We start from the raw sequence: 23,920 nt of genomic DNA, 5'->3' as shown, positions 1-23,920 counted from the left end.
GGCTGGACCGGGTCCTGCCGAACGTGGACGTGGAGGGCGAGGGCCTCGCCGGGCACGTCGGCGGGACCGGCTCGGGGGAGAGGCCGGGCCTCGTGGAGGGGGATCGTTCGGTCCGGGTGCCGGCCGGCCCCGCGGGAAGGGCCGGGGTCAGCCCTTCCAGACGGCGGCGACGGCCTCCGCGTGGCGGGCGGCCTGGACGCGTCCGGCGCGGGCCGCGGCGGCCCGGTGGGCGGGGTCGAGCACGTCGCGTCCGAAGGACGCGCGGGAGTCGGCGTCGGGGGTGATCACCTCGACGCGGGCCCCCGCGGCGGCGAGCTCGGCGCCCTGCCGGTCCGGCGAGGGCACCACCTTGCTCCCGCGTCCGTCGGGGGCGACGACCAGGACCCGCTCGTACCCGGCGGCGAGGTGGGCGTTGGCCGTGGAGTGGATGCCGCCGTCGATCAGCCGGCGCCCGCCGACGGTGGCCGGGGGCCAGAGGCCGGGGACGGCGCAGCTCGCGGTGACGGCGTCGGCCAGCGGGACGCCGCTGTTCGCGTCGTGGGTGACGAGCTCGCCGGTGGCGGCGTCGACGGCGGTGACGAGCAGCGGGCGGCCGGGCCAGTCCGTGGCCGGTCCGAGCCGCCGGACCACGGTCTCGCGGCGGGCCGCCTCGTCCACCGTGCGGGCCCCGAGGGCGAGCCGACCGATCCTGCGTCCGTACTCCTCCGGGGAGCGGGAGCGCAGGACGGCGACGGCGTACCGGAGGAGCGTGGGGACCCCGAGCCGCGCGGCGGGCTCCGTGTCCTCGCCGCCGAGCTCCCGCTCGTACAGCGCGTCGGGTCCGGCCGTGCCGAGCCTCGCCCCGACGACCGCGCCGGCGGAGCTGCCCACGACGAGGTCGGCCCCGGTCACGTCGAGTCCGGCGTCGAGGAGGCCCCGCAGCACTCCGGTCTCCCAGGCGGCCCCGGTCATGCCGCCCGCGCCCAGCACCAGTGCCGTCCGCTTCTCCGTCTGCTGCGTCATGTGCCCATTCTGGCGCGGCGGTTGGGAGGGCCCTCGGGCGGGGCCAGGTTCTTGAGGGCCTCGCGGACGGAGAGGGGCGAGAGCCGGGGGCCGTGGGCGGCGACGAAGGCGCGGACCTCGGCGGGGGCGGTCCTGGCGTACTCGCGCAGGCTCCAGCCGATCGCCTTGCGGATGAAGAAGTCGGGGTGGCCGGCGCGGCGCAGGCAGTGGTCGAAGAGGCGGTCCGCGTCGGTGTCCCCCTTGAAGCGGAGCTGGTGGAGGAGGGCGGTGCGCGCGACCCACAGGTCCTCGTCGTCGATCCACGCGTCCATCTCGGGGGCGAGGGCGGGGTCGGCGGCGACCAGGCCGCCGACGACGTGGGCGGCGAGGTGGTCGACGGTGTCCCACCAGGAGACGGTGGTGACGAGGCGGCGGGCGACGGGCAGGAAGGCGGAGGAGCAGCGGCGCACGTGGCGGCGGAGGTAGTCGACGGCGAAGTAGTGGTACTCGCGCTCGGGCAGCGCGAAGCAGCGCAGGGCGATCGCGGCGCAGTCGTCCTCGTCGGGGCGCGGGGTGCCGTCGAGAACGGCCCGGGACAAGGTCCGGCGCTCGGGCGTCCGCACCCCGAGGAAGGGCGCGACGCCCTTCATGTACGCGACCATCTCCTGCGCCCGGAAGGGGTTCCCGGCGGCCGGGTAGAGGGTGGTGAGCCGCTCCAGGACGACGTCGGCGAGGACGCTGTCGGGGACTTCTCCGGGCAGGGGGCGGGTCGTCATGGGGTTCCTCCGGACACGGGGACGGAATCGACCGCCGTCGGGCCCCTCCGGACGCGGGGCCGGCGGTCGCAGAGCCGCTCCGGGCGCGGGGCCGCGGGTCCGGTGGTCACAGGGATCGCAGGGTCGGTCGTCACAAAGCCCCTCCGGGCGCGGGATCGCGGGGTCGGTCGTCACACAACCCCTCCGGGCGCGGGATCGCAAGGCCGGTCGTCGCGAGGGGGCCTCCGCTCACGGCGCGTCCCGGAAACCCGCCCCGGACGGACATGACGCACATTACGGCGCCCCTACACCCGTGTCCGCTACTCTCCCCGGATGCTCGCTCCCGTCCCCCGGCCGCCGGGCTCCCTCGCCGCCCGCTGCTCCCGGGCCCTCCTCGCCCCCCGCTCGCGGCTCTCACTGCTCGTTCTGCTGCTGCTCACGGCGGCCTCCCTCGTGGTGCTCTACGAGCCGCAGCGCCTGCTGGCCTCGGGCTGGCCGCCGCGGGCGGGCGGCGCGGGCGCGGTGCTGCTGTTCGCCCTGGCGTACGGGGTGTGCACGGCGGCCTTCGTACCGCGCCCGGTCCTGAACCTGGCGGCGGGCGCGCTCTTCGGCTCGGCCGCCGGTCTGACGGGGGCGGTCGCGGGGACGGTCCTCGGTGCCGGGATCTCGTTCACCCTCGGCCGGTACCTGGGGCAGGACGCGCTGCGGCCGCTGCTGCGGGGCCGCCTCCTCACGGCGGCGGACGGGCAGCTGAGCCGGCACGGGTTCCGTTCGATGCTGGCGATCCGGCTGTTCCCCGGAGTGCCGTTCGCGGCGGCCAACTACTGCGCGGCGGTCTCCCGGATGAAGTACGTGCCGTTCCTCCTGGCGACGGGGGTCGGCACGGTCCCGAACACGGCGGCGTACGTGGTGGCGGGCGCCCAGGCCGGTTCGCCGGGCTCGCCGGCCTTCCTCTTCTCCGCGGGCTTCATCGTCCTGTCGGGGCTCTGCGCCGCGGTGGTGGCCTGGCGCAAGCGGCACGGCCTGCGGTCCCCCGCCCCGGTGCGGGACGCCACGCCGGAACCGGAACCGGTGGCCGGCGCCCGCTGAGGTCTGCCGGAGGCCTCCCGGGAGATACGGCGGGCGCTACCTCGCGTACATCCCGTGTCGGGGGATTCTTCACCTCGGGACGGTACGCTGCGCACGACCTTCTGACCACACACGTACATAACGGGACGGCCCTGGCCCCATGAGTTGGTTCGAATCGTTCATCCTGGGACTCGTCCAGGGGCTGACGGAGTTCCTCCCCATCTCCTCCAGTGCGCACCTGCGCCTCACGGCGGCGTTCGCCGGCTGGCACGATCCGGGGGCGGCGTTCACGGCGATCACCCAGATCGGCACGGAGACGGCGGTCCTGATCTACTTCCGCAAGGACATCGCCCGGATCGTCTCGGCCTGGTTCCGCTCCCTCACCGACAAGTCGATGCGGTCGGACCACGACGCCCAGATGGGCTGGCTGGTGATCGTCGGCTCGATCCCGATCGGCGTCCTCGGCATCACGCTCAAGGACCAGATCGAGGGCCCCTTCCGGGACCTGCGCCTCATCGCCACCACCCTGATCGTCATGGGCGTCGTCCTGGGCGTCGCGGACCGGCTGGCCGCCCGGGACGAGGTCGGCGGCCGCCACCGGGCGATCCGCGAGCGCAAGACGCTCAAGGACCTCGGCGTGCGGGACGGCCTGATCTACGGCGTCTGCCAGGCGATGGCCCTGATCCCCGGCGTCTCCCGCTCGGGCGCGACGATCTCCGGCGGCCTGCTCATGGGCTACACCCGCGAGGCGGCGGCCCGTTACTCCTTCCTCCTCGCGATCCCGGCGGTCCTCGCCTCGGGCGCGTACGAATTGAAGGACGCGGGCGAGGGGCACGTCTCCTGGGGCCCGACGATCTTCGCGACGATCGTCGCCTTCGCGGTGGGATACGCCGTCATCGCCTGGTTCATGAAGTTCATCACCACGAAGTCCTTCATGCCCTTCGTGATCTACCGGATCCTGCTCGGCATCCTGCTGTTCGTCCTGGTCGGCACGGACGTCCTGAGCCCGCACGCGGGTGAGTCGGCCGGCTGATCGTCCCCCACTCCCCGCATGGCGGGACCTCCGGTCCTCGCCGCCGGCGCGATCCGCGGTCCCGGCGTCACCGGTTCGACCGAACCGCAGGCGCGAACGTCCCGGCCGTCGGCTGCCGGGTCCGTGCCCCGATGGGCCGCGGCGAGCCTGCCGTTCCTGTTCGCCATGGCGCAGGATCCCGCGATCCCCGACCGCGCGTCGATCGTCGAACTCCTGGTCGGCGTCGGACGCGCGTCCATGGACCGCGGCACCGACGGCGCCTGCTTCACGCCGGACGGTACCGAGTCCACGGCCCACGCGGACGGCGTGGCGCTGATGCGCGAGAACGCCGACGTCTTCGTCCGCCACGCGGCGGACCCGGCGCCGTCCGTGCGCCGCGCGGCGATCGAGGGCCTCGGCCTGTTCCTCGACGACGGCGACCGCACGAGGGAGACACCGGACGGCCGCCTGCCGGCCGAGGGCGGGACCGAGGAACGGCGGCGGATCGCCGCGGCCGCCCTGGACGCGCTCGGCCCCTTCGGCGCCACGGCCGTATCGGCCCTGGAGGCGGTCCGCCCTCCGGCCGGCGCGGGGGACGTCGGCCTCCGCACGGCCGCCACGGCCGCGCCGTGGGAGATCGAAGGCGACCCCGGGGACGTCGTGCCCCGGCTGCACGATCTGCCGACGGCCGTCGCAGCCATGAGGCGGCCGACGTCCTCGGCCGGATCGGCCCGCCGGCCGGGGCGGTGCTTCCGCGGCTCCGGCGGACGCTGTCCGCCGGCTACGAGTGGCCCCGGGTCCGCTACGGCCGGAGATCCGGTGCCGCCCGTGCGCCAGGACGGCCGTCAGGACGCCTGGGCCAGGGACTCCCGTACGACGCGTTCGCACAGCTCGTGGGTCAGCAGGGCGTCGCGCGCGCTGAGCACCCGGCCCTCGCGTACCGCGTCGAGGAAGGCGAGCACCGCCTGCTCGATGCCGCGCTGCCGGGCCACGGGCACCCAGTCGCCGCGTCGGCGGACGGTCGGCTGGCCCTTGTGGTCGACCACGTCGGAGAGGTTGAGGACCTGGCGCTTGGTGTCCCGGCCCGAGACCTCCAGGATCTCCTCGGTCGAGCCGTTCATCCGGTTCATCATGCCGATGGCGGTGAACCCGTCGCCGGAGAGCTGGAGCACCACGTGGTGCATGAGCCCGTCGCGGACCCGGGCCCGCACGTCGACGTGCTCGACCTCGCCGGGCAGGAGGAAGCGGAGGGTGTCGACGACGTGGATGAAGTCGTCGAGGACCAGCGTGCGGGGGTCCTCGGGCAGCCCGATCCGGTTCTTCTGGAGCACGATCAGGTCGCGCGGGTGCTCCAGGCACTGGGCGTAGCCCGGGGCGAGGCGCCGGTTGAAGCCGACGGCGAGGGAGACGGCGCGCTTCTCCGCGAGCTCCACGATCCGCTCGGAGTCGGCGTACTCGTACGCGAGGGGCTTGTCGACGTACGTGGGGACGCCGGCGTCGAGAAGTCGCTCGGCGATCTCGGCGTGCGCGGCGGTCGAGGCGTGCACGAAGGCCGCGTCGAGTCCGGCGGAGAGCAGCCCGTCGAGGGTGGTGTGGCGCCGGTCGGCGGGCAGGTGGAGGGTGTCGGCGACCCGCTCCACGGTGGCGGGGGTGCGGGTCTGCAGGTGCAGTTCGACCCCGGGGAGGGTGGCGAGGACGGGGAGGTAGGCCTTCTGCGCGATGTCGCCGAGTCCGATGCAGCCAACCTTCACGGGGTCTCCCTTGTCGTCGTTCGCCGGCCCCGCTCGTACGGGCCGTTCGCGCCGGTCAGCTTACGCGGGACGGATCGGGGCGGGCCGGGCCGCCGGGCGGTCGCCAGTCGGCGATGCCGTCGAAGCCCTTCAGCAGGAATCCGGGGCCGAGGCGGGCGGCCGCGCCGACGAGGACCGAGCGCAGGGCGACGGCCGGGGGCGCGGAGAGCATCGTGAGCGCCCCGGTGCGGGCGGCCTTGCGGACGACGGCGGTGGTGCGCGGCAGCCGGTCCGCCGTGTACGCGGCGAGGGCGCGGCTCGGCGTGAACCCGCCGTCGGCGCCCGCGTGGTGGGCGAGGACGACGGCGTCCTCGACGGCCTGGTTCCCGCCCTGGCCGAGGGACGGCGTCATCGCGTGCGCGGCGTCCCCGAGGAGGGCCACCCTGCCCCGGTGGTAGGCGGGCAGCGGGGTGATCAGGTGGTGCACGTCGTGCCGCAGGACCCGGTCGGGGTCGACGGCGGCGAGGACCTCGGGCACCGGGTGGTGCCAGTCCCCGAAGAGGCGCAGGAGTTCGGCCTTCTCGTCGTCGGGCGCGCGGGCGCCCTCGGGGGCGGTGGCCATGGCGTACGCGTAGACCCGGCCGTCCTTGAGCGGCTGGGTGCCCCACAGCCGTCCGGCGCCCCAGGTCTCGTGCGGCGCGAAGGGGCGCCCGGGGGCGGGGACGACGACCCGCCAGGTGGTGCGGCCGGAGTAGCGGGGGCCGGGGTGGCCGGGGAAGAGCGCGCGGCGGGTCGCGGAGCGGATGCCGTCGGCGGCGAGGACGAGGTCGGCCTCCCACTCCGTCTCCGCTCCCCCGGCCACGGCCGTGACGCGGGCCGGGCGGCGGTCGTCCCCCGGGTCGGTCACCACGGCGGCCGTGCCGGTCCGCACGGTCCCGTCCGGGAGGGCGGAGGTGAGGATCTCCACGAGGGTGGCGCGGTGGAGGAGGACGAGGGGGCCGCCGAAGCGGGCGGCGGCGGCCGCCGCGTCGGTACGGACGAGCCAGCGGCCGGCGGGGGTCCGCACGCCGCCGTCCCCCTGCCAGGCGGAGAGGTCGCGGACCCGGTCGCCGAGGCCGACGACGTCCAGGGCCCGCTGGGCGTTGGGCGCGAGGGCGATGCCGGCTCCGACGGGGGCGAGGTCGGCGGACCGTTCCAGGACGGTGACCCGCCAGCCCCGCCGGTGCAGGGCGACGGCGGCGGTGAGCCCTCCGATGCCGGCTCCGACGACGACGGCGCGGCGCGCGCCGGTTCGGTACGTGTCGGTGCGGCGCGCGTCGAAGCGGTGGGCCTCGGCGCCGTTCACGTCGGTGCGGCGTGCGCCGGGGTCGTCCACGCCGGGACCGTTCGCGTCGGAGCCGTTCACCCCGGGTCCGTTCGCACCGGGTTCGTTCGCGTCGGGTTCGTTCGCGTCGGCGCGGTGCTGTTCCATGGCTGCTCCCTCGGGACGGGCGACCGCCGGACCCCGGGACTACAGGTGTAGTGAGTCCGACGTCCCGACCGTACTACAGGTGTAGTCCGACGTGCAGGGGGCGGTAGTAGGTTGTCCTCCATGACCGCAGCGCCGGATCCCTCCGCCCCGCGTGCCGACCGGATCGGCGACGCCGCCCTCGACCTGCTCGTCGAACGGGGGATGCGGGGCCTGACCCACCGCGCCGTGGACGAGCGGGCCGGGCTGCCGCAGGGATCCACGTCCAACCACGCCCGCACCCGCCAGGCCCTCCTGGAGACGGCCGTACGGCGCCAGGTCGAGCTGGAGTCCCGGGTCCTCACTCCGCGCGAGGTGCCCGGTCCGGACAGCGGCGGGGACGCGCTCGTGAACGCGCTCGCCCTCGCCCTCCACCGCTACCTCACCGACCACCGCCCCCTGCTCGTCTCCCGCTACGAACTGGCCCTGGAGGCCACCCGCCGCCCCGAGCTGCGGAGCTTCTTCGACCGGGCGGGAGCGGTGTTCCACGGACCGCTGACCGCGATGATGGCGGCGGCCGGCTCGACGGCCCCCGAGCGGCACGCCCTCTCCCTGATCGCCTGGTCCGAGGGGCTGATGTTCTCCTGCGCGGCGGGCTCCTTCCACTCGTCCGTGCCGGGCCTCGCGGAACTGCGCACCGGGATCGACGAGTTGCTGCGCGGCATGCTCGGGGACCGGGCCGGGACCGCACGGGCGTGAATTCACTGGCTTCGTCCCCCGGGCGTGGGGGACGATGCCCGGCATGACCAGCGAACAGACCGAAACCGTCCCGCGCGTCTCCCCGTCCACCACCTCGGGCGAGCGCGAAGCCCTGGAGCAGTGGCTCGACTTCCACCGCGCGACCCTCGCGAGGAAGTGCGAGGGGCTCGACGACGCCCAGCTGCGCACCCCCTCCGCCCCGCCGTCGGATCTCAACCTGCTCGGGCTCGTCCGGCACATGGCCGAGGTCGAGCGCGGCTGGTTCCGCCAGGTCCTGGCCGGCGAGGAGGCCCCCTGGCTCTACTCGACGGAGGAGGACCTCGACCGGGACATCCACACCGTGGAGGGGGACACCTACGAGGAGGCGTACGCCACCTGGCAGGCCGAGATCGCCCACGCCCGCGCCCTGGCGGCGACCCGTGACCTGGACTACCTGGGCACCGGGGAGAAGCGCAGCGGGAAGAAGTTCAACCTGCGCTGGATCTACCTCCACATGATCGAGGAGTACGCCCGCCACAACGGCCACGCGGACCTGATCCGGGAGCGGATCGACGGCGCGACCGGCGACTGAGCCGCCGGGGGCCCGCCGGGGCCCCTGCGGGTCGCGGCCGGGCGGGTCAAGGCCGGGCACGCCCCGGCTCACCCGTGCGGGGCATTCCCCGCCGGTAGGGGCGCGAAGATCGCCGCCGGAGCAGCAGAGTGGCGCGGGTGCATGGAACCCGAACCACAGCGAAGATCCTGTTAGGGGCGGCGATGGCCGCCCTGACCGGCTGCGTCTCGGTGGACGCGCCGCCGGCGGCGCCCGCCCCCGCTCCGGCGGCGGAGTCCGCACGCCCCGGGAAGGGCGCCGCGCCGCAACTCGTGGACGGCCCGGCCCGCGAGGCCCTCGAAGCGGCGCTCCCCGCTCCCCCGCCCTCCGCCGCGCCCCGCGCGACCCCCACGGCCGAGCGGCGGCGGACGGCGGCCCCGCGGCTCCCGGAGGCACCGCGCCCCGGCACCGCACCGCCCCGGAGCGAAGACCCGCGTCCGCCGGACCACCCGGACCGGTCCGGGCCGTCCGTGCCGCCCGGCCCGTCGGCACCGCCCGGCCCGCCCCGCGCGGCGGAGCCACCGGCGCGGCCCCCGCTCTCCCGCTCCGACGTCTGCGCCCTGGGCGAGCGGTACGGAGCCCTGGACCCCGGCGGCGAGCGGTACGGGGTCTCGCACCCCGGCGGCGACCGGTCGGGGTTCTGCCCCGGTCCGTACGCCCGGTGAGCCGGGGTACGGACCCCAGGGCGCCGCTCGCGGACGGTCGGCGGCCCGTCACTCCCCCCGCAGCCGCAGCTCCAGGCGCTCGATCGCGGCCCGTACCCCGGTCCCGTAGCCGTCGTCGTCGAGGTGGTCCGCCGCCGCGCGGGCCCGGTCCAGATGGGCGCGCGCGGCGTCGGGCCGGTGGAGCTCGGCGTAGTCGGCGGCCAGGTTGAGGTGGAGCGAGGGGTACAGCGCCCGGACCGCGGCCGACGCGTCGTGCGCGGCGAGCCGCTCGTCCGTGAGGTCCTCGGCCGCGCTCAGGGCCCGCAGGTCCCAGGCCAGCTCGGTGTCGGGGTCGTCCTGGGCGTCCGCCATGTAGTGCGCGAGGGTGCAGCGGTGCAGGGGGTCCCCGTCCGGGCCGATCTGCTGCCAGAGCAGCCCGAAGCGGTTGCGGGCCTCCTCGCGGTCGCCGCCGTGGAGCAGCATCAGGGCCTGCCCGATCCTGGTCATGACCCCGTCGTCCGACACCTGCTGCTGCTCGGTCACCGCGACCTCCACAAGATCACCACTGGGAGGGCCGACGCTAGCCGCCCCCGGCCCGGATCGGTCCGAGGCTCAGCCGAGGTCGGGGATGCGCCAGTCGATCGGCTCGTGCCCCTGGGCGGCCACGGCCTCGTTGATCCGGGTGAAGGGACGCGAGCCGAAGAACTTCTTCGCCGACAGGGGCGAGGGGTGGGCGCCCTTGACCACCACGTGCCGCTCCTCGTCGATGAGCGGCAGCTTCTTCTGGGCGTAGTTGCCCCACAGGACGAAGACGGCCGGGTCGGGGCGCGAGGCGACCGCGGTGATCACCGCGTCGGTGAACTTCTCCCAGCCCTTGCCCTTGTGCGAGTTCGCCTCGCCGGAGCGGACCGTCAGCACGGCGTTGAGCAGGAGGACGCCCTGCTCGGCCCACGGCATCAGGTAGCCGTTGTCCGGGATCGGCAGGCCGAGCTCGGCGTTCATCTCCTTGTAGATGTTCCGCAGGGAGGGCGGGGTCTTCACGCCGGGACGGACGGAGAAGCAGAGGCCGTGGCCCTGGCCCTCGCCGTGGTAGGGGTCCTGACCGAGGATCAGGACCTTCACCTTGTCGTACGGGGTGGCGTCGAGGGCGGCGAACACCTCGTCCTTCGGGGGGAAGACCGGTCCCTTGGCGCGCTCCTCCTCGACGAACTCGGTGAGCTGCTCGAAGTACGGCTTCTGCAGCTCCTCGCCGAGAACACCCCGCCAGGACTCGGGCAGCATGCTGGTGTCGGTCACGGTCACAACCTCCGGTGGACGTTCCTGCCTACGTCCCCGAACCTACCGGGGGCCACTGACAGCGGCCCCCGCAGGTCTTCACCGGTGCGCCCCCGCCGGCGGTCCCTCCGCCGGCGTCCGGCTACCAGCTGGCCCGGCGGTGCAGCTCCCACAGCTGCATGACCGTCTGCGGGTCGAGGGCGCGCTCGCCGCCGCCGATGTCCTCGCGGGCCGCGATGTAGAGCTTGCCCTGCCACAGGGGCAGCAGGCGGACGTCCTGGACCATGATCTCCTGGGCCGCCACGAACTCGTCCGTGACGGTCCCGCGGTCGCTCTGGCGGCGGGACTTGGGGATGAGGACGTCGGTGATCCGGGGGCTCACGTAGGGCGTGCCGAGGACGTTCTCCTTGCCGACGAAGGGCGCGACGAAGTTGTCCGGGTCCGGGAAGTCGGGGAACCAGCCGCGGCCGAAGACCGGGTACTCGCCCTTCTGGTAGGCCGCCTGGTACTCCGTCCAGGGCTTGCCGTGCAGGGTGACCTCGAAGAGCCCGGACTCCTCCAGCTGCCGCTTGAGCTCCTTGAACTCGGCGGCCGTCGAGGAGCCGTAGCGGTCCGTGGTGTACCAGAAGGTCAGCTTGACGGGCTCGTCGATGCCGGCCTCGCGAAGGATCTTGGTGGCCTTCTCGACGCTGGGCGAGCCGAAGCGGTCGAAGAACTTGGTGGTGTGGGCCGCGATGCCCTTGGGCACCATGGAGTACAGGGGTTCGGCGGTGCCCTGGTAGACCCGGTTGACCAGTTCGTCGCGGTCGACGAGCTGGGCGATGGCCTTGCGGACGGGGAGCTTGGCGACCGAGGGGTCCTGGGCGTTGAAGACCAGGTAGCGGATGTCGGTGCCGGTGGACTCGACGAGCTGGAGGTCCTGGTTCTCGGGCCTGTCGTCCTGGAGGGAGACGACCTCCTCGGCGGTGAGGCCGCGGTAGGTGGCGTCGATCTCCTTCTTCCGGAGCGCCGTGACCATCGCCTCGGACTCCTTGAAGTACTTGATGGTCACCCCCCCGTTCTTGAGGTTGGCGAACCCCTTGTACGTGGGGTTCTTCGTCAGCTCGGCCGACTCGCCCTCGGCGTACGCGTCGAGGGTGTAGGGCCCCGAGCCGGCGACCTTGCCGTCCTGCGAACGGAGCCGGTCGGCCGGGTACTCGGCCGGGTCCACGATGGACATGGCGGGGGTGGCGAGGATGAAGGGGAAGGTCGCGTCCGGCTTGTTGAGGCGAAAGACGACCGTGCGGTCGCCGACGGTCTCGATCTTGTCGAGGGACCCGAGCATGCCGTTGGGGCCGCCCTTGTGGTTGATCGTGCGGATGCGCTCGATCGAGTACTGCACGGCCTTGGCGTCCAGCTTGTGCCCGTTGGAGAACGTGAGGCCGTCGATGAGCTTGCACTCGAAGACCCGGCTGGCGGTGTCCGTGAACTTGCAGTCGGCGGCGTCCGACTGCGGCGTCGTGCTGCCGGTCGGGAAACTCACCAGAGTCTGGAAGACGTTCCGGAAGAGCTCCCAGGCATTGTCCCAGGACGCGGCTGGATCAAGCGTGGAGGGAGAACTCGTCGTGCCGATCACGAGTCTCTGATCCCCGGTGGATTCACTGTCCGAAAAGACACCGCATCCGGTCACCAGGGATATGGACACAAGGGCTGCAGCCGCCTGCAGACTGGTCCGGTTGAACACGTGCACGCTCCTCGTTCAGCCATGGGTCGGCCGACGATACCGCAGCACCCCGTCAGGTCAATGTTCGAGCCCGACGGGGCACTTGAGGCATTCGATGCAGAACCGGTGTCAATCCGGACATGAATTCCGGAAAGTGTCCGGTTATCGGTCACCCGACTCCGGCGTTCAGGAAAATGCCGCCGTCGACGACGAGCGTCTGACCGGTGATCCACTCCGACTGGGAGGAGGTGAGGAAGGCGGCCGCACCACCGATGTCCGCCGGCACGCCGAGCCGGCCGAGCGGATAGGAGGCGGCGGCCTCCGCCTCGCGGCCCTCGTAGAGCGCCTGCGCGAATTTCGTCTTGACAACGGCCGGGGCGATTGCGTTGACCCGCACGACCGGCGCGAATTCGTGCGCCAGCTGGAGGGTCAGATTGACCATCGCGGCCTTGCTCATTCCGTACGCCCCGATGAAAGGCGAGGCGGACACGCCGGCGATCGAGGCGATGTTCACGATCGCCCCGCCGTTCTGCTTCTGCCAGGCGTGCCAGGTCCGCTGGGCGAAGCCGAGCGCGGAGATCACGTTCGTCTCGAAGACCTTGCGCGCCACATTGAGGTCCAGGTCCGCGATGGGGCCGAAGACCGGATTCGTACCGGCGTTGTTGATCAGGAAGTCCACCCGGCCGAAGGCGTCCATCGCCGCCTCGACGGCGGCGGCCTGGTGGGCCTCGTCGTGGGCCTTGCCGGGGACGCCGATCACCCGGTCGGCGCCGAGGCGTTCCACGGCCTCCTTGAGGGCCTCCTCGCCGCGTCCGGTGATGACGACCCGGTCTCCGCGGGCGACCAGCGCCTCGGCGATGCCGTAGCCGATGCCCCGGCTCGCGCCGGTGACCAGGGCGACCTTGCCGGACGGTTCCGGCGGCTGCTGCGTGCTCATGCTCGTCTCCTCCTCGTTCCCGTCGCCGCCGGCCGTCAGTTGAGCGGGCCGCCGGCCACGTACATGACCTGGCCGGAGACGAATCCGGCGTCGTCGCCCGTGAAGAACGCGATCGCGTTGGCGACGTCCTCGGGGCGGCCGACCCGCTGCACCGGGATCATGGAGGCGGCGGCGGCCTGGAACTCCTCGAAGCCCATGCCGACGCGCTCGGCGGTCTGCGCGGTCATCTCGGTGACGATGAAGCCGGGGGCGACGGCGTTGGCGGTGACGCCGAACTTGCCGAGCTCCTTGGCGAGGGTCTTGGTGAAGCCCTGGAGACCGGCCTTGACGGCGGAGTAGTTGGCCTGGCCGCGGTTGCCGAGCGCCGAGGAGGAGGAGAGGGAGACGATCCGGCCGAAGCCCGCGTCCACCATGTGCTTCTGACAGGCCTTCGCCATCAGGAAGGCACCCTTGAGGTGCACGTTCATGACGAGGTCCCAGTCCGACTCGGACATCTTGAAGAGCAGGTTGTCGCGGAGCACGCCCGCGTTGTTGACGAGGATCGTCGGGGCGCCGAGCTCGGCGGCGACGCGCGCGACGGCGGCCTCCACCTGGGCGCCGTCGGAGACGTCGCAGCCGACCGCGAGGGCGGTGCCGCCCGCGGCGGTGATCTTCTCGACGGTGTCCTTGCAGGCCGCCTCGTCGAGGTCGAGTACGGCGACGGCGCGGCCCTCGGCCGCGAGGCGGAGCGCGGTGGCCGCGCCGATGCCCCGTGCGGCACCCGTGACGACGGCTACGCGCTGCTCGGTGGTGGACATGCTTGGTTCTCCTCGCCCTTGGATCGTCCCTGGTGGCGGCCGGACCGGCGTCCGCTCCTGCGTCCCGCACATGAGCGACCGCTTAGTATCGTCCGCAGACGAGACGCTAGAAGCCCTGGCACCCGGTGTCAACGGCCCACCGGGTGCACCTGGTCACCCTCCGTCCGGGGGGCGGGCGCTCAGCGCACGAGGAGATCGAGCAGGCGTTCCACCTCGGCCTCGGGGTCGGCGGTGAGGCCGGTGTGCACGGGGCCCGGCTGGACGACCGTGGAGCGCGGCGCGATCAGCCAGCGGAAGCGGCGCCCCGCGTCGTCGCGCGCGGCCTGCCCGGCCGCGTCCCCGCCGAGGCAGACCCCCTCGACGGCACGCAGGGCCGCCCGTACGCCGGTCACGTCGGCCGCCGGGTCGAGGACCGTCAGCTTGGCCTCGTCCAGGTGGGTGCGGGCGGCCACGAAGGAGCGGGCGCGGCAGTAGACGACCACGCCCGCGTTGAAGCACTCGCCGCGCTCGACCCGCGGCACCACGCGCAGCAGCGCGTACTCGAAGACGTCGCGGTCGCTCACGTGGTGCCGTCCTTGTCGGTGCTCTTCTCGGTGTTCTCGCCGGCGGGGCGCGGGCGGGGCGCGAGGCGCTCGGCGAGCCAGCCGGGCGGCTGCTGGGGCCGGCCCTCGGTGCGCGGGCCGAGGGTGATCCGCTCGTGGATGGTGGCGGCGCGGGGCAGCAGCGCCTCGACGTAGGCGGCGCGCACCTCGTCGGCGCTCGTGAAGCCGGGCTCGTCGACGAGCCACTCGTCGGGCACGTCGGCGGCGACCTCGTCGAGGAGTTCGCGGGTGACGAGCGGGGCGAGCTCGGCGGCCGCGGCGGCGATGTCGGGGCCGAAGGGGGCGAGCGCGTGGTCGGAGGCGTCGTACGGCTTGGCGGCGGACGCCTGCGCGCCCGGCCAGTTGTGGTGCCAGATCATGGTGGCGCCGTGGTCGATGAGCCACAGGTCGCCGTGCCAGACGAGCATGTTCGGGTTCCGCCAGGACCGGTCGACGTTGTTGATCACCGCGTCGAACCAGACGACCCTTCCCGCCTCGGCCGGGTCCACCTCATATGCCAGCGGGTCGAAGCCCAGCGACCCCGGCAGGAAGTCCATGCCCAGGTTGAGCCCGCCGCTCGCCTTGAGCAGCTCCTGCACCTCCTGGTCGGGTTCGGAGAGCCCGATGACCGGGTCGAGCTGGATGGTGACGAGCTCGGGCACCCTCAGCCCGAGGCGGCGGGCGAGCTGCCCGCAGATCACCTCGGCGACCAGGGTCTTGCGGCCCTGCCCCGCGCCGGTGAACTTCATGACGTACGTGCCGAGATCGTCGGCCTCGACGATCCCGGGAAGCGAGCCGCCCTCCCGCAGGGGCGTGACGTAGCGGGTCGCGACGACCTCTTTCAGCACTTTCCCAGGCCACCCATCTCTTCAGCCCTGCCATCCATGCACGCCGAGCCCTTGCTGTCGGCCTCCGGCATGAAGTGAGCATAGTGACCGCGAGTGATCGTCGGCGAGGAGTTTCCGGGCCGTCGCGGCCGGGCCACGACGGACTGCCCGGCCGCGACGGCTCGTGCGCCGTCAGTCTCGTACGGCTGCCAGGACGCAGCTGTGGCCGTACTGCCACACCGTGCCCACGGACGGGAAGCCCGCCTTGCGCATCAGCTCCATGTGCTCCCGGGCGCTGAGGCCGTTGTCGCTCCCCAGGTCGAGGCCACGACGCCGCCGCTCGGCCGGCAGTTCGCCGAAGTCCGCGCATGCCTCGACGGCGGCCCACCAGCCGTACCAGTCTTCCCCGGCCGCGGTCCCGCCGGAGCGTCGCCCGTGTCCGCGGGCGACCGCCGCAGCCAGCTCCCTGACCGGACCGTCGTCCTGGTAGAGGTGGTCCGCGTTGACGAGCACGCCGCCGTCGCGCAGCAGGTCGTGGACGCGCTCGTACACCGAGGACAGCACGTCCGGTGGGAGGTAGTGCAGTGCGGTGGTGGAGACGACGGCGTCCAGCGGCCCCTGCGCGGCCAGCCGTTCGTCCCAGGCCCCGGTGCCGATCCGCGCGTCGACGAAGGTGACCGCGTCCCCGTGGCAGGCGTCGCCCAGGGCCAGGAGCAGCGGGTCATGGTCGACGGCCAGGACCCGGGCGTGGGGCAGGGCGGTCGCGATCCGGGCGGCGAGCGAGCCCGGCCCGCAGCCCAGGTCGGCGACGAGGGGGCGGTCGGCGTCGCGCACGGCGTGGCGGACGACGTCGGTGATGACCTCGAAGCGCTCCTCGCGGGCCGTCGCGTACACCTGCTGCTGGGCGTCCCAGCGGCTGATCCAGCGGGCGGCCGTCCGCGCGTTCAACCGGTGTTCCATGGCGCTTCCTCACGGTGATCGACGTGTGATGTCTCGTCCAGGACCTCCGGATCGGGAGTGGCTGGTTCGAGCGTTCCCGTGGCGGCCGCCACGGCGGCGAGCGCCGTGGCACCGGCAGCGGCGAGAAAGCCCCAGATATGCCCGTCGGGGCGGTCGGCCAGGGCGCCCGTGACGGCCGAACCGAGGGCTGCCATCGCCAGGTTGACGGTGGTGAGCCAGGTGTATGCCTCGTTGAGCATGGGCTCGGGAACGGCCTGGGAGACGAGTTCCGCCTCCACGGTCAGCGCGGGGGCTATGACGGCGCCGGAGACGAACAGGAGCGCCCCCAGCGCGTAGGAGTTGGGCATCAGGGCCCATGCCGCGTACCCCACCGCCAGGACCGCGAGCAGGGCCAGGAACCGTCGGCCGAGGGAGCCCCGGAACGTGCGGCTGCCGTACCACAGCCCCGCGGCCGCGCTGCCGATGCTCCACACGGCGATGAGGACGCCCGTCACCCCGTCGGCGGAGGTTCCGTCGTGGGCCTTCGTGTAGGCGGCGATGGCGACGGGAGCCCCGCCGAAGGAGAAGGCGATGCCCGCCGCGCAGAGGAGTACCGTCCGCAGCGCCGGTACCCGCAGCGGGCCGATGCCCCGGGTGGGCGGTGCGTCGTAGTGCAGTCCCCGCATGGCGCGTCCCCTGGCCACCACGAGGGTGCCCAGCCCGGTGCACAGGGAGGCGAAGACCAGGGCCGCGGCCGGACCTGCCGTGGAGGAGCCCATGCTCAACGCGTCGCCAAGGGGCGTGCCGAGCAGGACGAAGGCGGAGAAGATCAGCGGACCGACGACGAAGACCAGCTCGAAGAGGGTGGATTCCGCGGCCATGGCGACCTGTCGCATCCCGGACCGGCCGCTGCCGGCGTTGGTCAGCGTAGTCCAGGCGGCCCGCAGGGCGGGGCTGATCGCGGGGAAGGCGGCGCCGGACAGAGCCCCCAGCGCGCACAGCAGGATCAGCGGCATACCGGCCAGGACCGCGGCCAGCAGGAGCAGTTGGAGGACCGCGTAGGCCGTGGCGTACAGCGGGAGCACGCGGCCGGGTCCGTACCGGTCGGCGAGGCGGCCGGCCACCGGGGCGGTGGCGGCGGTGGCCAGGGAGACGCAGGCGACCACCAGGCCGGCCTCGCCGAACCCTCCCCTGGCCGCCTCCACGAGCAGCAGCCACGCCAGTACGGTGACGCCCTGCCCGAGGCGCGCGACCACTCCCCCGACCAGCAGGAGGGGGGCGCCGGGGACCTTCCACAGGTGGGTGTACTGCGCCAGGCCGCTCATCGGGCACCTCCTTGGCTGCGTCCGCTCACGCGGAACGCGCGGGCGGTTTCGGTGATGGCACGCCTGACCTCGGCGCTCGTGCGTCCACGGAACCGGAACCGGCCGCCCACGTGCTCGTAGTACGCGTCCGCGTCGGGCAGCACGTCGCCGACGTCCAGGAGGTCCTCCGCGTACGGGCCGGGCGTGCGGCCGGTCATGGGTGTGATGGCGGTGATGACGCAGGGCCTGGCCGCGGGCGCGGGTACCAGGAGGAAACCGCCCCGTTCCCGTTCGGCGGGCGGCGCATAAGGCGGTGGCGGCTCGCCCAGGGCGATGCGGAAGGCGGCCTCCATCAGGTCGTAGCCGTGTACGTCGCGCCAGACGATCGGGATCTCGGCGCCTCCGACCCGCGCGCCGACCTCCAGGAAGACGCACTCGGGTGCCGCCGTTCCCCGCTCCTTCACGAAGAGTTCCAGGTGGAAGGGGACGGGGTCGCGGGTCAGTGCCCGCAGGACCCGGGTGGCGAAGCAGGCCGTGGCGTCGGCGATATGGGGCTGGTCCTCCTCCACCGAGCCCACGGGATTGCCCGCGCGGAAGCCGAGGCAGTCGTTGAGGTAGCGCGAGCTCTTCCAGCAGAGCAGGTCGCGGCCGTCGAAGACGCCGTCGACGTGGTACATGGCGTCGGGGATGTGGGCCTGTACGAGGAACCGGGCGCCTTCGGGGAAGGAGAGCCGGTCCAGGTCCTCGGCCGAGCGCAGCAGTGTGACGCCCTCGCTGCTGCTGCCACTGGTCGGTTTGACGATCAGAGGCAGGCCGTGGTCGCGCGCGAAGGCGCGCACCGCTTCGGCGTCCGGAGCAGGGGCCGTCGCCGGTACGGCGAGGCCGGCCCGGGCGACGGCGTCCACCATCAGGGACTTGTCCCGGAAGAGGGCGACCTGGTCCGGGCGGCGGGCGCGGCAGTCCCACTCCTCGGCGAGATGGGAGGCGACGAGCAGGTCGTCCTCCTTCAGCGCGATGACGGATCGCGGCGGGCCGTGCCGCTGGGCGAGGCCGTCGACCTCTTTGCGCACCCGGGCGAGATCGTCCGTGGCGGGGACGACGACGACCTCCGCGGCCGACTCCGGCACGGCCTCGGCGCCGACGTCCGTGGTGACGTAGGTGACGGCGTGGGTCCCGTGGTCGACGTACCGCTCGTACGCGGCGTAGGCGGCGCGCCAGCGGTGCAGGACGACGATGTGGGGTCGGACGTCCCTCACGCCGGCTCCTCGTCCTCGCGGAGCACGTAGAAGCCTGCTCCGTCCAGGTAGTGGATGGTGTTGAGGTCCCGGTGCAGGACGTGTTCGGAGGAGTGGGCGAGGCCGACCATCATGGGCTCGGTGGTGTCGTCGACCGTCAGCGGCAGCCGGCCGCCCTCGGGCACGGCGATGTGCAGGTTGTGGAAGCTGTCCAGCGCCTCGACCTGGGGCAGCAGCGGGTAGGAGGCGAGCGTGCCCGACACCGGGGAGGTGAGGTAGGCCATGGCCACGTGCTGCTTCGTCGACTGGGCGGCCGAGAGCGTGGCCAGGAAACTGTCCGGGCGCAGGTACGCGTCGACGGTCCGCTCGATCTGGGACTCGCCGGCGGCGAGCCGGGCGAAGTAGGCGGCGTCCGCGCCGCACAGCCGGATCCCGGCTTCGACCAGTCGGGGACCGGCGTCGGTGAGCATGATCTCCAGGTGGGCGGGCCCGTACCGGACCTCCAGCGCGTCGAGCACGTCGAGGGCGTAGGCGGACAGGCGGGCGCGCTCGGGACTGCCGAGCGGTACGGAGACGGCGGCACTGATCCGGTCGCTGACGCCGTTCGCGGAGATCTTCATGTACCGCCAGACGTCCGTGACCCGGTGGCGGCCCTGGCAGCTGACGGTGTTGACGACGTACTCGGTGCCGTCGAGATGCTCCTGGACGACAACGCCCTCGTTGCGGACGGCGAAGATGTTCCGCGCGGACATGATTTTGTCGTAGGCGGCGGCTGTCTCGTCCGGGCTCTCGCTGAAGGTGACGTGGTCGTTGCCCGCACTGCGTACCGGCTTGACCACCGCCCGGCCGCCCAGCTCCCGGTGCCAGGCGGCGGCGTCCTCGGCGGAGGCCGGCAGGTGCTGGCGGGTGCCGGGCAGACCGGCTGCCTTGATCATCTCGGTCTGGGTGTACTTGTGACGGCGGGCGGCGCTCATGCGGGTGCCGTTGGTGGCCAGGCCGAGGGCCTGGCTGAGCCGGTCGGCGAGTTCGACCCCGAGTTCACCCCCGGTCAGTACGGCGACGGGGTCGTGGGCGGCGACGGCTTCGAGGGTGGTCTCGAAGTCGCCTTCGTGAATGATGTCGGCGCTGAACTCGTCGGTGCGGAAGGGACGGTAGACCGGCGGTATCTGCGGTGTGCTCTGGACGCGGACCACCGGGTGGCCCTCCTCCTGGAAGGCGCGGGCCAGCCGCATGGTCGGCGCGTACACGTCGACCATGACGACGGGCGCGTTGTTCTCGTGCATGGCTCTCTCAGCTTTCTCGGTCGAGGCCGGCCAGGACTTCGAGGAGGTGGTCGATGTCGTCGGCGGTGTTGTAGAGGTGCAGGCTGACGCGGACGGAGGAGTCGCTCTCACCGGCGCTGCCCTGGCAGTGGCTGTCGGCGCGCACCATGAGGCCGTGGCTGGCGAGGATGAAGCCGAGGTCGTTCGAGCCGATGTCCCGGTGCCGGAAGGTCACGATGCCCTGGCGGCGCTGCACCGTGGACTCGGCGGTGAGGCTCATCTGACAGCCCAGTACCTCGTAGGAGGGGAGCCGGGTCAGGCCGTCGGTGAGACGGACGCCGAGGCCGACGGTCCAGCGTTCGATGGCGTCGAGGCCGGCCTCCTCCAGCCAGTCCAGCGCGGCGTGCAGACTGACGATGCCGGTGGTGTTGGGGCTTCCGCTCCACCCGCCGGGTTCGAAGGCCGGCCCGCGTGCGCCGCGCGCCCACACGGCGCCGATGCCGGGCAGGGCCATGGCCTTGTGGCCGGAGAAGACCGCGAAGTCGACGTCGAGGGTGCTCAGGTCGACGTCCTTGTGGCCGATGCTCTGAGCGGCGTCCAGGCAGATGACGGGCTCGGGGCCGACGGTCTCGCGGATGCGGTGCACGTTCATGTCGGCGCCGTAGACGTGGTGGACGTGGGTGGCGGCCACGAAGCGGGTGCGTTCGTTCACCAGGGCCGCGAGGGCCTGCTGGTCGTAGTCGTGGGAGTCGCTCTCGTACGGCATCTCCCGGACGGTGATCCTCGTGCCGCGTTCGGCGAGGAGCCTCGCGGCCTCCAGCCAGGGCTGCGCGTTGGCCTGGTGGTCGGCGAAGGGGACGATGATCTCGTCACCGTCGCGCAGGTGGGTGACGAGCCAGTCCCGGGCGACGGTCCGCAGACCCTCCGTAGTACCGCTGGTGAAGTGGACGCGGGAGGAGGCGGGGTCGGGGTCGTGCAGGAAGGTCCGCACGCGGTCGGCGGCCTGCTCGATGAGGGCGGTGGTGCGGTTGGCCCAGGGGTAGGTACCGCGGCCGGCGTTGGCGTTGGAGGTGGTCAGGTAGTGCGCGACGGCGTCGAGGACGGCCTGGGGCTTCTGTGAGGTGGCGCAGCTGTCCAGGTACCGCACGTCGGGGTGGCCGGTGATGATCGGGAACTGGGCGCGCAGCGCCCGCTGCCACGCGTCGAGGCCGGCCGACTGGTGCGCGGAGGTGACGGAGGTGAGAGAGGTGGTCATGTCAGTCACGCACCAGGGGAGCGCCGGCGTCCCGCCACGCGACGACGCCGCCGGTGAGGCTGCGGACGTCGCCGTGTCCCATCCGGGTGAGCAGGGCGGCGTACTTCGCCGACTGTTCGCCGACCGGGCAGGCCAGCAGGACGGGCTGGTTGCGCCCGAACGGCATGCCGCCGTGGAGGAGTTCGGCGAACACCTCGTCGACGATGTTCACGGAACCGGGGATGTGCAGGGCGTCGAAGGCGAAGGAGCCGCGCAGGTCGACGACGAGGGGCCGGGTCTCCTCGATCCACCGCTGGGCCGCCGGGGTGTCGATGGACACGGCCGCCGCGAGGTCGGTGTCGGTCAGGGAGGCCAGGGAGTTCGGCCGGGCGGGCCTGCGCAGCAGTTCCGGGCGCCGCTTGTGGACGTAGCTCATGTAGCTCTCGACGCGGTCGCAGACGATGAACACGGCCGTCCTCCGGTCGGTCAGCTGCGCGTCGACGGCCCGCAGGTGCCGGACGGCGCCGAAGTAGGCGGCGCCGCCGGTCGGGCCGGCGAGCATCCCGCAGCGGCGTACCAGGGTGAGCATGCCGTCGATGGCCTCGTCGGCGGAGACGGACTCGATGGTGTCGTAGGTGCCGGGGTCGAAGAGACCGACCTCGTGGACCTCGTCGATGTTCCGGATTCCGGGGATGAAGTCCGACTTGTGCGCCACCAGACCGACCACCGAGGTGTCCGGGTCGTGGGCGCGCAGGGCGCGGGCGCAGCCCGTGGAGGAGCCCGCGGTGCCGACGGCGGCGATGAAGTAGTCGGGCGCATGGCCCCCCAGGTCCTTGATGATCTCGGGACCCGTGGAGTTGCGGTGCGCCTCGATGTTGCGCTCGTTGTAGTACTGGTCGGTGTGTACGTAGGAGGCGGTGTCCGCCGACAGCAGCTGGTGGATCTTGGTGAGGGGGTCCTCGGTGTTCGTGGGGTCGAGACACTCGGCCTGTCCGGGGAGCTCCTCGATCTCCGCGCCCAGGAGCAGGAGCAGGTCCTTGATCTCGGGCACCTTCATGCGGTTGGTGACGCTCTTGAACGGCAGGCCGTGCATGGCGGCCAGGACGGCGAGGGCCTTGGCCGTGTTGCCGCTGGACAGTTCCACGACCGTACGGTCGGCGCCGCCCCGCTCCAGGTGGGGCTGGAGCATGTTCCAGGCCGCGCGGTCCTTGACGGAGCCGAAGGGGTTGAGCATCTCCAGCTTGGCGTAAAGGTCGATGTTGTCGAGGCCGTGTATCTCGGGCGCTATGCGCACCAGCGGGGTGTCACCGATGACCTCGGTGATGGAGTCGTACTTCAACGGGATTCCTCCGTGCGGGAGATGGGCCAGTAGTTCTCGTCCAGGCACCAGTCCCAGGTGCCGGCGGTCCGGTAGGCGGCGACCTTGCGGGCGATGGGCTGGTGCAGGGCGTGGTCGGCGCTGAAGTCCATGAAGTAGCCCGCGGTGTTGGCGAAGGCGAGGAGGTCGCCGACCTCGGGCCGGTGGGGCAGGAAGACCATGCGGCGGGTGATGAAGTCCGCTTCCAGGCAGAGGTTGCCGATCAGGTACGCCCCGGTCGGGTTCGTCCCGGCAGTGCTCGGGGCGCCCGGCCGGCGGACGAGGACGGGGTCCATCAGGACGCCGTGCTCCTCCAGGCTGACGTCGGAGGCGTTCATCTCCAGGCGTACGACACACTCCCCCTCCGGGGTGTCCCGCACCTCCAGGACCCTCGCCAGGACGGCACCGCACTGGTCGACCAGCGCGCGGCCCGGCTCGACGTGCAGGTCGTGCAGGTTCTCCAGCAGCAGGGTGGCCAGCGGCCGGCCGAGCGAGGCCGAGGACTGGCTGAGCAGCTCGTCGAGGTAGCGGGGGCCGGACACGGGCCGGTGGGCGGGGTAGAGGCCGAGCGCCCCGCGCAGGGTGCCCGCCTCGCTGCGCAGTCCGTAGCCGTGGCCCTGCCAGGTCAGCGGGGGCCGCTTGCCCAGGACGGCGTTGGTGAGTTCGGAGGTGTACGCCTCCCACTGGGCGCCGTCGGCGAGGTAGTCCACGCCGAAGCCGCCGCCGATGTCCACCGCGCGGGGGCGGAAGCCCCGGGCGGCGCATTCGCGCATGACCCGGACGCAGCCTTCGAGGGCGGTGGCCTTCTCGGCGAGGCCGATGGTGTCGAGGTGGTAGGCGACGCCGGTCAGCTCGGTGCTGTCGCGGTGCTTCTCCAGTGCGTCGAGGAACATACCGATCCGGCCGACCGGAGTGCCGAAGCGGCTGCGCTTGGTGAGGACGGTGGTGCCGCTGCTCTCGAAGTCGGACAGCCGGATCAGCACGCGCGCCTTGGGGAGGCGGTGGCGCGTCACCAGGTCGGCGAGGAGGTGCAGTTCGTCGACGGAGTCCAGGTTGACGCTCACCCCGGTGCGGGCGGCCAGCCACAGCAGTTCGGGGTTCTTGGGGCCGGTCGCCATGATCCGGTCGGGGGAGAATCCGCTGCCCAGCGCGTGCTGGAGTTCGCCCAGGGAGGCGATGTCGATGTGCGCGGGTGTGTCGGCCAGCCGGCGGACCAGCGCGCTGGAGCGGTTGGCCTTGTGGGCGTAGTAGACGGTGCCGCTCAGGCGGTGGCGGTCGTGGACGGCGCGGAACCGTTCCACGTTCTCGGCGATCTGGTCGGGCAGCACGATGTTCAGCGGTGAGCCGAGCGCGTGCGTGAGCCGGTGCAGGAAGTCCGGGTCGTCCAGCAGGGACGCCAGCCGGTCTTCCAGTCTGGGGGTGAGGTACAGCGGTGTGGTCATACGGGCAGCCTCTTGCGGGGTGTCGTCGTCAACGGACGTGCTT

General features: G+C 72.8%; 23 protein-coding genes. 5 read left to right on the top strand and 18 right to left on the bottom strand.

The window, feature by feature from the left end:
- Positions 1-147: 147 nt before the first annotated feature.
- Together OO47_RS27400 and OO47_RS27395 are read right to left on the bottom strand one after the other, a co-directional pair.
- The gene (locus OO47_RS27400) at positions 148-1,002 is read right to left on the bottom strand and encodes a patatin-like phospholipase family protein (protein ID WP_033210494.1); all 855 of its coding nucleotides are present in this window, start codon (positions 1,000-1,002) and stop codon (positions 148-150) included.
- Positions 999-1,757 carry a DNA alkylation repair protein gene (locus OO47_RS27395; protein WP_051716043.1) on the bottom strand — a complete coding sequence of 253 codons (759 nt, stop codon included), beginning with the start codon at positions 1,755-1,757 and terminating at the stop codon, positions 999-1,001. Before OO47_RS27395 ends, OO47_RS27400 begins: the two co-directional genes overlap by 4 nt.
- Before the next feature lie 312 nt (positions 1,758-2,069).
- Here OO47_RS27395 and OO47_RS27390 point away from each other — a divergent pair, with 312 nt between their 5' ends.
- Both OO47_RS27390 and OO47_RS27385 read left to right on the top strand, forming a co-directional pair.
- A complete protein-coding gene (locus OO47_RS27390) occupies positions 2,070-2,825 on the top strand; it encodes a TVP38/TMEM64 family protein (protein WP_030214436.1) in 756 nt (251 codons plus the stop codon).
- 139 nt (positions 2,826-2,964) lie between these two features.
- Positions 2,965-3,837, top strand: a complete 873-nt coding sequence (locus tag OO47_RS27385) for an undecaprenyl-diphosphate phosphatase (RefSeq protein ID WP_030214438.1) — start codon at positions 2,965-2,967, stop codon at positions 3,835-3,837.
- 824 nt (positions 3,838-4,661) lie between these two features.
- Here the strand turns inward: OO47_RS27385 and OO47_RS27380 are convergent.
- Both OO47_RS27380 and OO47_RS27375 read right to left on the bottom strand, forming a co-directional pair.
- Positions 4,662-5,567, bottom strand: coding sequence for a Gfo/Idh/MocA family protein (locus OO47_RS27380; RefSeq protein WP_030214441.1), 906 nt, complete (start codon positions 5,565-5,567; stop codon positions 4,662-4,664).
- 55 nt (positions 5,568-5,622) lie between these two features.
- The gene (locus tag OO47_RS27375) at positions 5,623-7,017 is read right to left on the bottom strand and encodes an FAD-dependent monooxygenase (RefSeq protein WP_234323311.1); all 1,395 of its coding nucleotides are present in this window, start codon (positions 7,015-7,017) and stop codon (positions 5,623-5,625) included.
- 120 nt (positions 7,018-7,137) lie between these two features.
- On the opposite strand from OO47_RS27375, the gene OO47_RS27370 reads away from it, so the two are divergent.
- The 3 genes from OO47_RS27370 (at position 7,138) to OO47_RS27360 (ending at position 9,006) form a co-directional block, all read left to right on the top strand.
- Positions 7,138-7,752 carry a TetR/AcrR family transcriptional regulator gene (locus OO47_RS27370; protein WP_030214445.1) on the top strand — a complete coding sequence of 205 codons (615 nt, stop codon included), beginning with the start codon at positions 7,138-7,140 and terminating at the stop codon, positions 7,750-7,752.
- 34 nt (positions 7,753-7,786) lie between these two features.
- A complete protein-coding gene (locus tag OO47_RS27365; RefSeq protein ID WP_199812348.1) occupies positions 7,787-8,323 on the top strand; it encodes a DinB family protein in 537 nt (178 codons plus the stop codon).
- Between the two features lie 182 nt (positions 8,324-8,505).
- Positions 8,506-9,006, top strand: coding sequence for a hypothetical protein (locus tag OO47_RS27360; RefSeq protein ID WP_063831940.1), 501 nt, complete (start codon positions 8,506-8,508; stop codon positions 9,004-9,006).
- 48 nt (positions 9,007-9,054) lie between these two features.
- On the opposite strand, the gene OO47_RS27355 is transcribed toward OO47_RS27360, so the two are convergent.
- From OO47_RS27355 to OO47_RS27290, 14 genes are all read right to left on the bottom strand, one after another.
- A complete protein-coding gene (locus OO47_RS27355; RefSeq protein WP_030214452.1) occupies positions 9,055-9,528 on the bottom strand; it encodes a hypothetical protein in 474 nt (157 codons plus the stop codon).
- Positions 9,529-9,597: 69 nt separating this feature from the next.
- Entirely contained in the window at positions 9,598-10,281 is a 684-nt protein-coding gene (locus tag OO47_RS27350) for a uracil-DNA glycosylase (RefSeq protein ID WP_030214453.1), read from the bottom strand.
- A 121-nt stretch (positions 10,282-10,402) separates the two neighbouring features.
- Entirely contained in the window at positions 10,403-11,983 is a 1,581-nt protein-coding gene (locus OO47_RS27345; RefSeq protein ID WP_030214454.1) for an ABC transporter substrate-binding protein, read from the bottom strand.
- Between the two features lie 148 nt (positions 11,984-12,131).
- Positions 12,132-12,899: an SDR family oxidoreductase gene (locus tag OO47_RS27340; RefSeq protein ID WP_030214455.1), complete on the bottom strand. Its 768-nt coding sequence runs from the start codon at positions 12,897-12,899 to the stop codon at positions 12,132-12,134.
- Between the two features lie 35 nt (positions 12,900-12,934).
- On the bottom strand, positions 12,935-13,696 hold the full coding sequence (fabG, locus tag OO47_RS27335) for a 3-oxoacyl-ACP reductase FabG (protein ID WP_030214457.1): 762 nt from the start codon (positions 13,694-13,696) through the stop codon (positions 12,935-12,937).
- 179 nt (positions 13,697-13,875) lie between these two features.
- Positions 13,876-14,259 (bottom strand): DUF3037 domain-containing protein, encoded by a 384-nt coding sequence (locus OO47_RS27330; protein ID WP_030214460.1) that lies wholly within the window; start codon positions 14,257-14,259, stop codon positions 13,876-13,878.
- Positions 14,256-15,125, bottom strand: a complete 870-nt coding sequence (locus OO47_RS27325) for a HipA family kinase (protein WP_030214462.1) — start codon at positions 15,123-15,125, stop codon at positions 14,256-14,258. Before OO47_RS27325 ends, OO47_RS27330 begins: the two co-directional genes overlap by 4 nt.
- A gap of 171 nt (positions 15,126-15,296) precedes the next feature.
- Positions 15,297-16,064, bottom strand: coding sequence for a class I SAM-dependent methyltransferase (locus OO47_RS27320; RefSeq protein ID WP_030214466.1), 768 nt, complete (start codon positions 16,062-16,064; stop codon positions 15,297-15,299).
- Complete coding sequence (locus tag OO47_RS27315; RefSeq protein WP_030214468.1) at positions 16,049-17,368, bottom strand: MFS transporter; 1,320 nt, start codon at positions 17,366-17,368, stop codon at positions 16,049-16,051. Before OO47_RS27315 ends, OO47_RS27320 begins: the two co-directional genes overlap by 16 nt.
- Entirely contained in the window at positions 17,365-18,603 is a 1,239-nt protein-coding gene (locus OO47_RS27310) for an ATP-grasp domain-containing protein (RefSeq protein WP_030214474.1), read from the bottom strand. The genes OO47_RS27315 and OO47_RS27310 overlap by 4 nt, the downstream gene beginning before the upstream one ends.
- Positions 18,600-19,865, bottom strand: a complete 1,266-nt coding sequence (locus OO47_RS27305) for an ATP-grasp domain-containing protein (RefSeq protein WP_030214478.1) — start codon at positions 19,863-19,865, stop codon at positions 18,600-18,602. The genes OO47_RS27310 and OO47_RS27305 overlap by 4 nt, the downstream gene beginning before the upstream one ends.
- A gap of 7 nt (positions 19,866-19,872) precedes the next feature.
- The gene (locus OO47_RS27300) at positions 19,873-21,099 is read right to left on the bottom strand and encodes an aminotransferase class V-fold PLP-dependent enzyme (protein WP_030214480.1); all 1,227 of its coding nucleotides are present in this window, start codon (positions 21,097-21,099) and stop codon (positions 19,873-19,875) included.
- Position 21,100: 1 nt separating this feature from the next.
- Positions 21,101-22,417: a pyridoxal-phosphate dependent enzyme gene (locus tag OO47_RS27295; protein WP_030214484.1), complete on the bottom strand. Its 1,317-nt coding sequence runs from the start codon at positions 22,415-22,417 to the stop codon at positions 21,101-21,103.
- Positions 22,414-23,877 carry a Y4yA family PLP-dependent enzyme gene (locus OO47_RS27290; protein ID WP_030214488.1) on the bottom strand — a complete coding sequence of 488 codons (1,464 nt, stop codon included), beginning with the start codon at positions 23,875-23,877 and terminating at the stop codon, positions 22,414-22,416. Before OO47_RS27290 ends, OO47_RS27295 begins: the two co-directional genes overlap by 4 nt.
- Positions 23,878-23,920 lie beyond the last annotated feature (43 nt).

Origin of the sequence: Streptomyces bikiniensis (assembly GCF_000716625.1) — a bacterium.
GTDB lineage: Bacteria > Actinomycetota > Actinomycetes > Streptomycetales > Streptomycetaceae > Streptomyces > Streptomyces bikiniensis.
The sequence above is the reverse complement of the archived record's forward strand: the minus strand, read 5'-3'. Positions and strand labels throughout refer to the sequence as shown.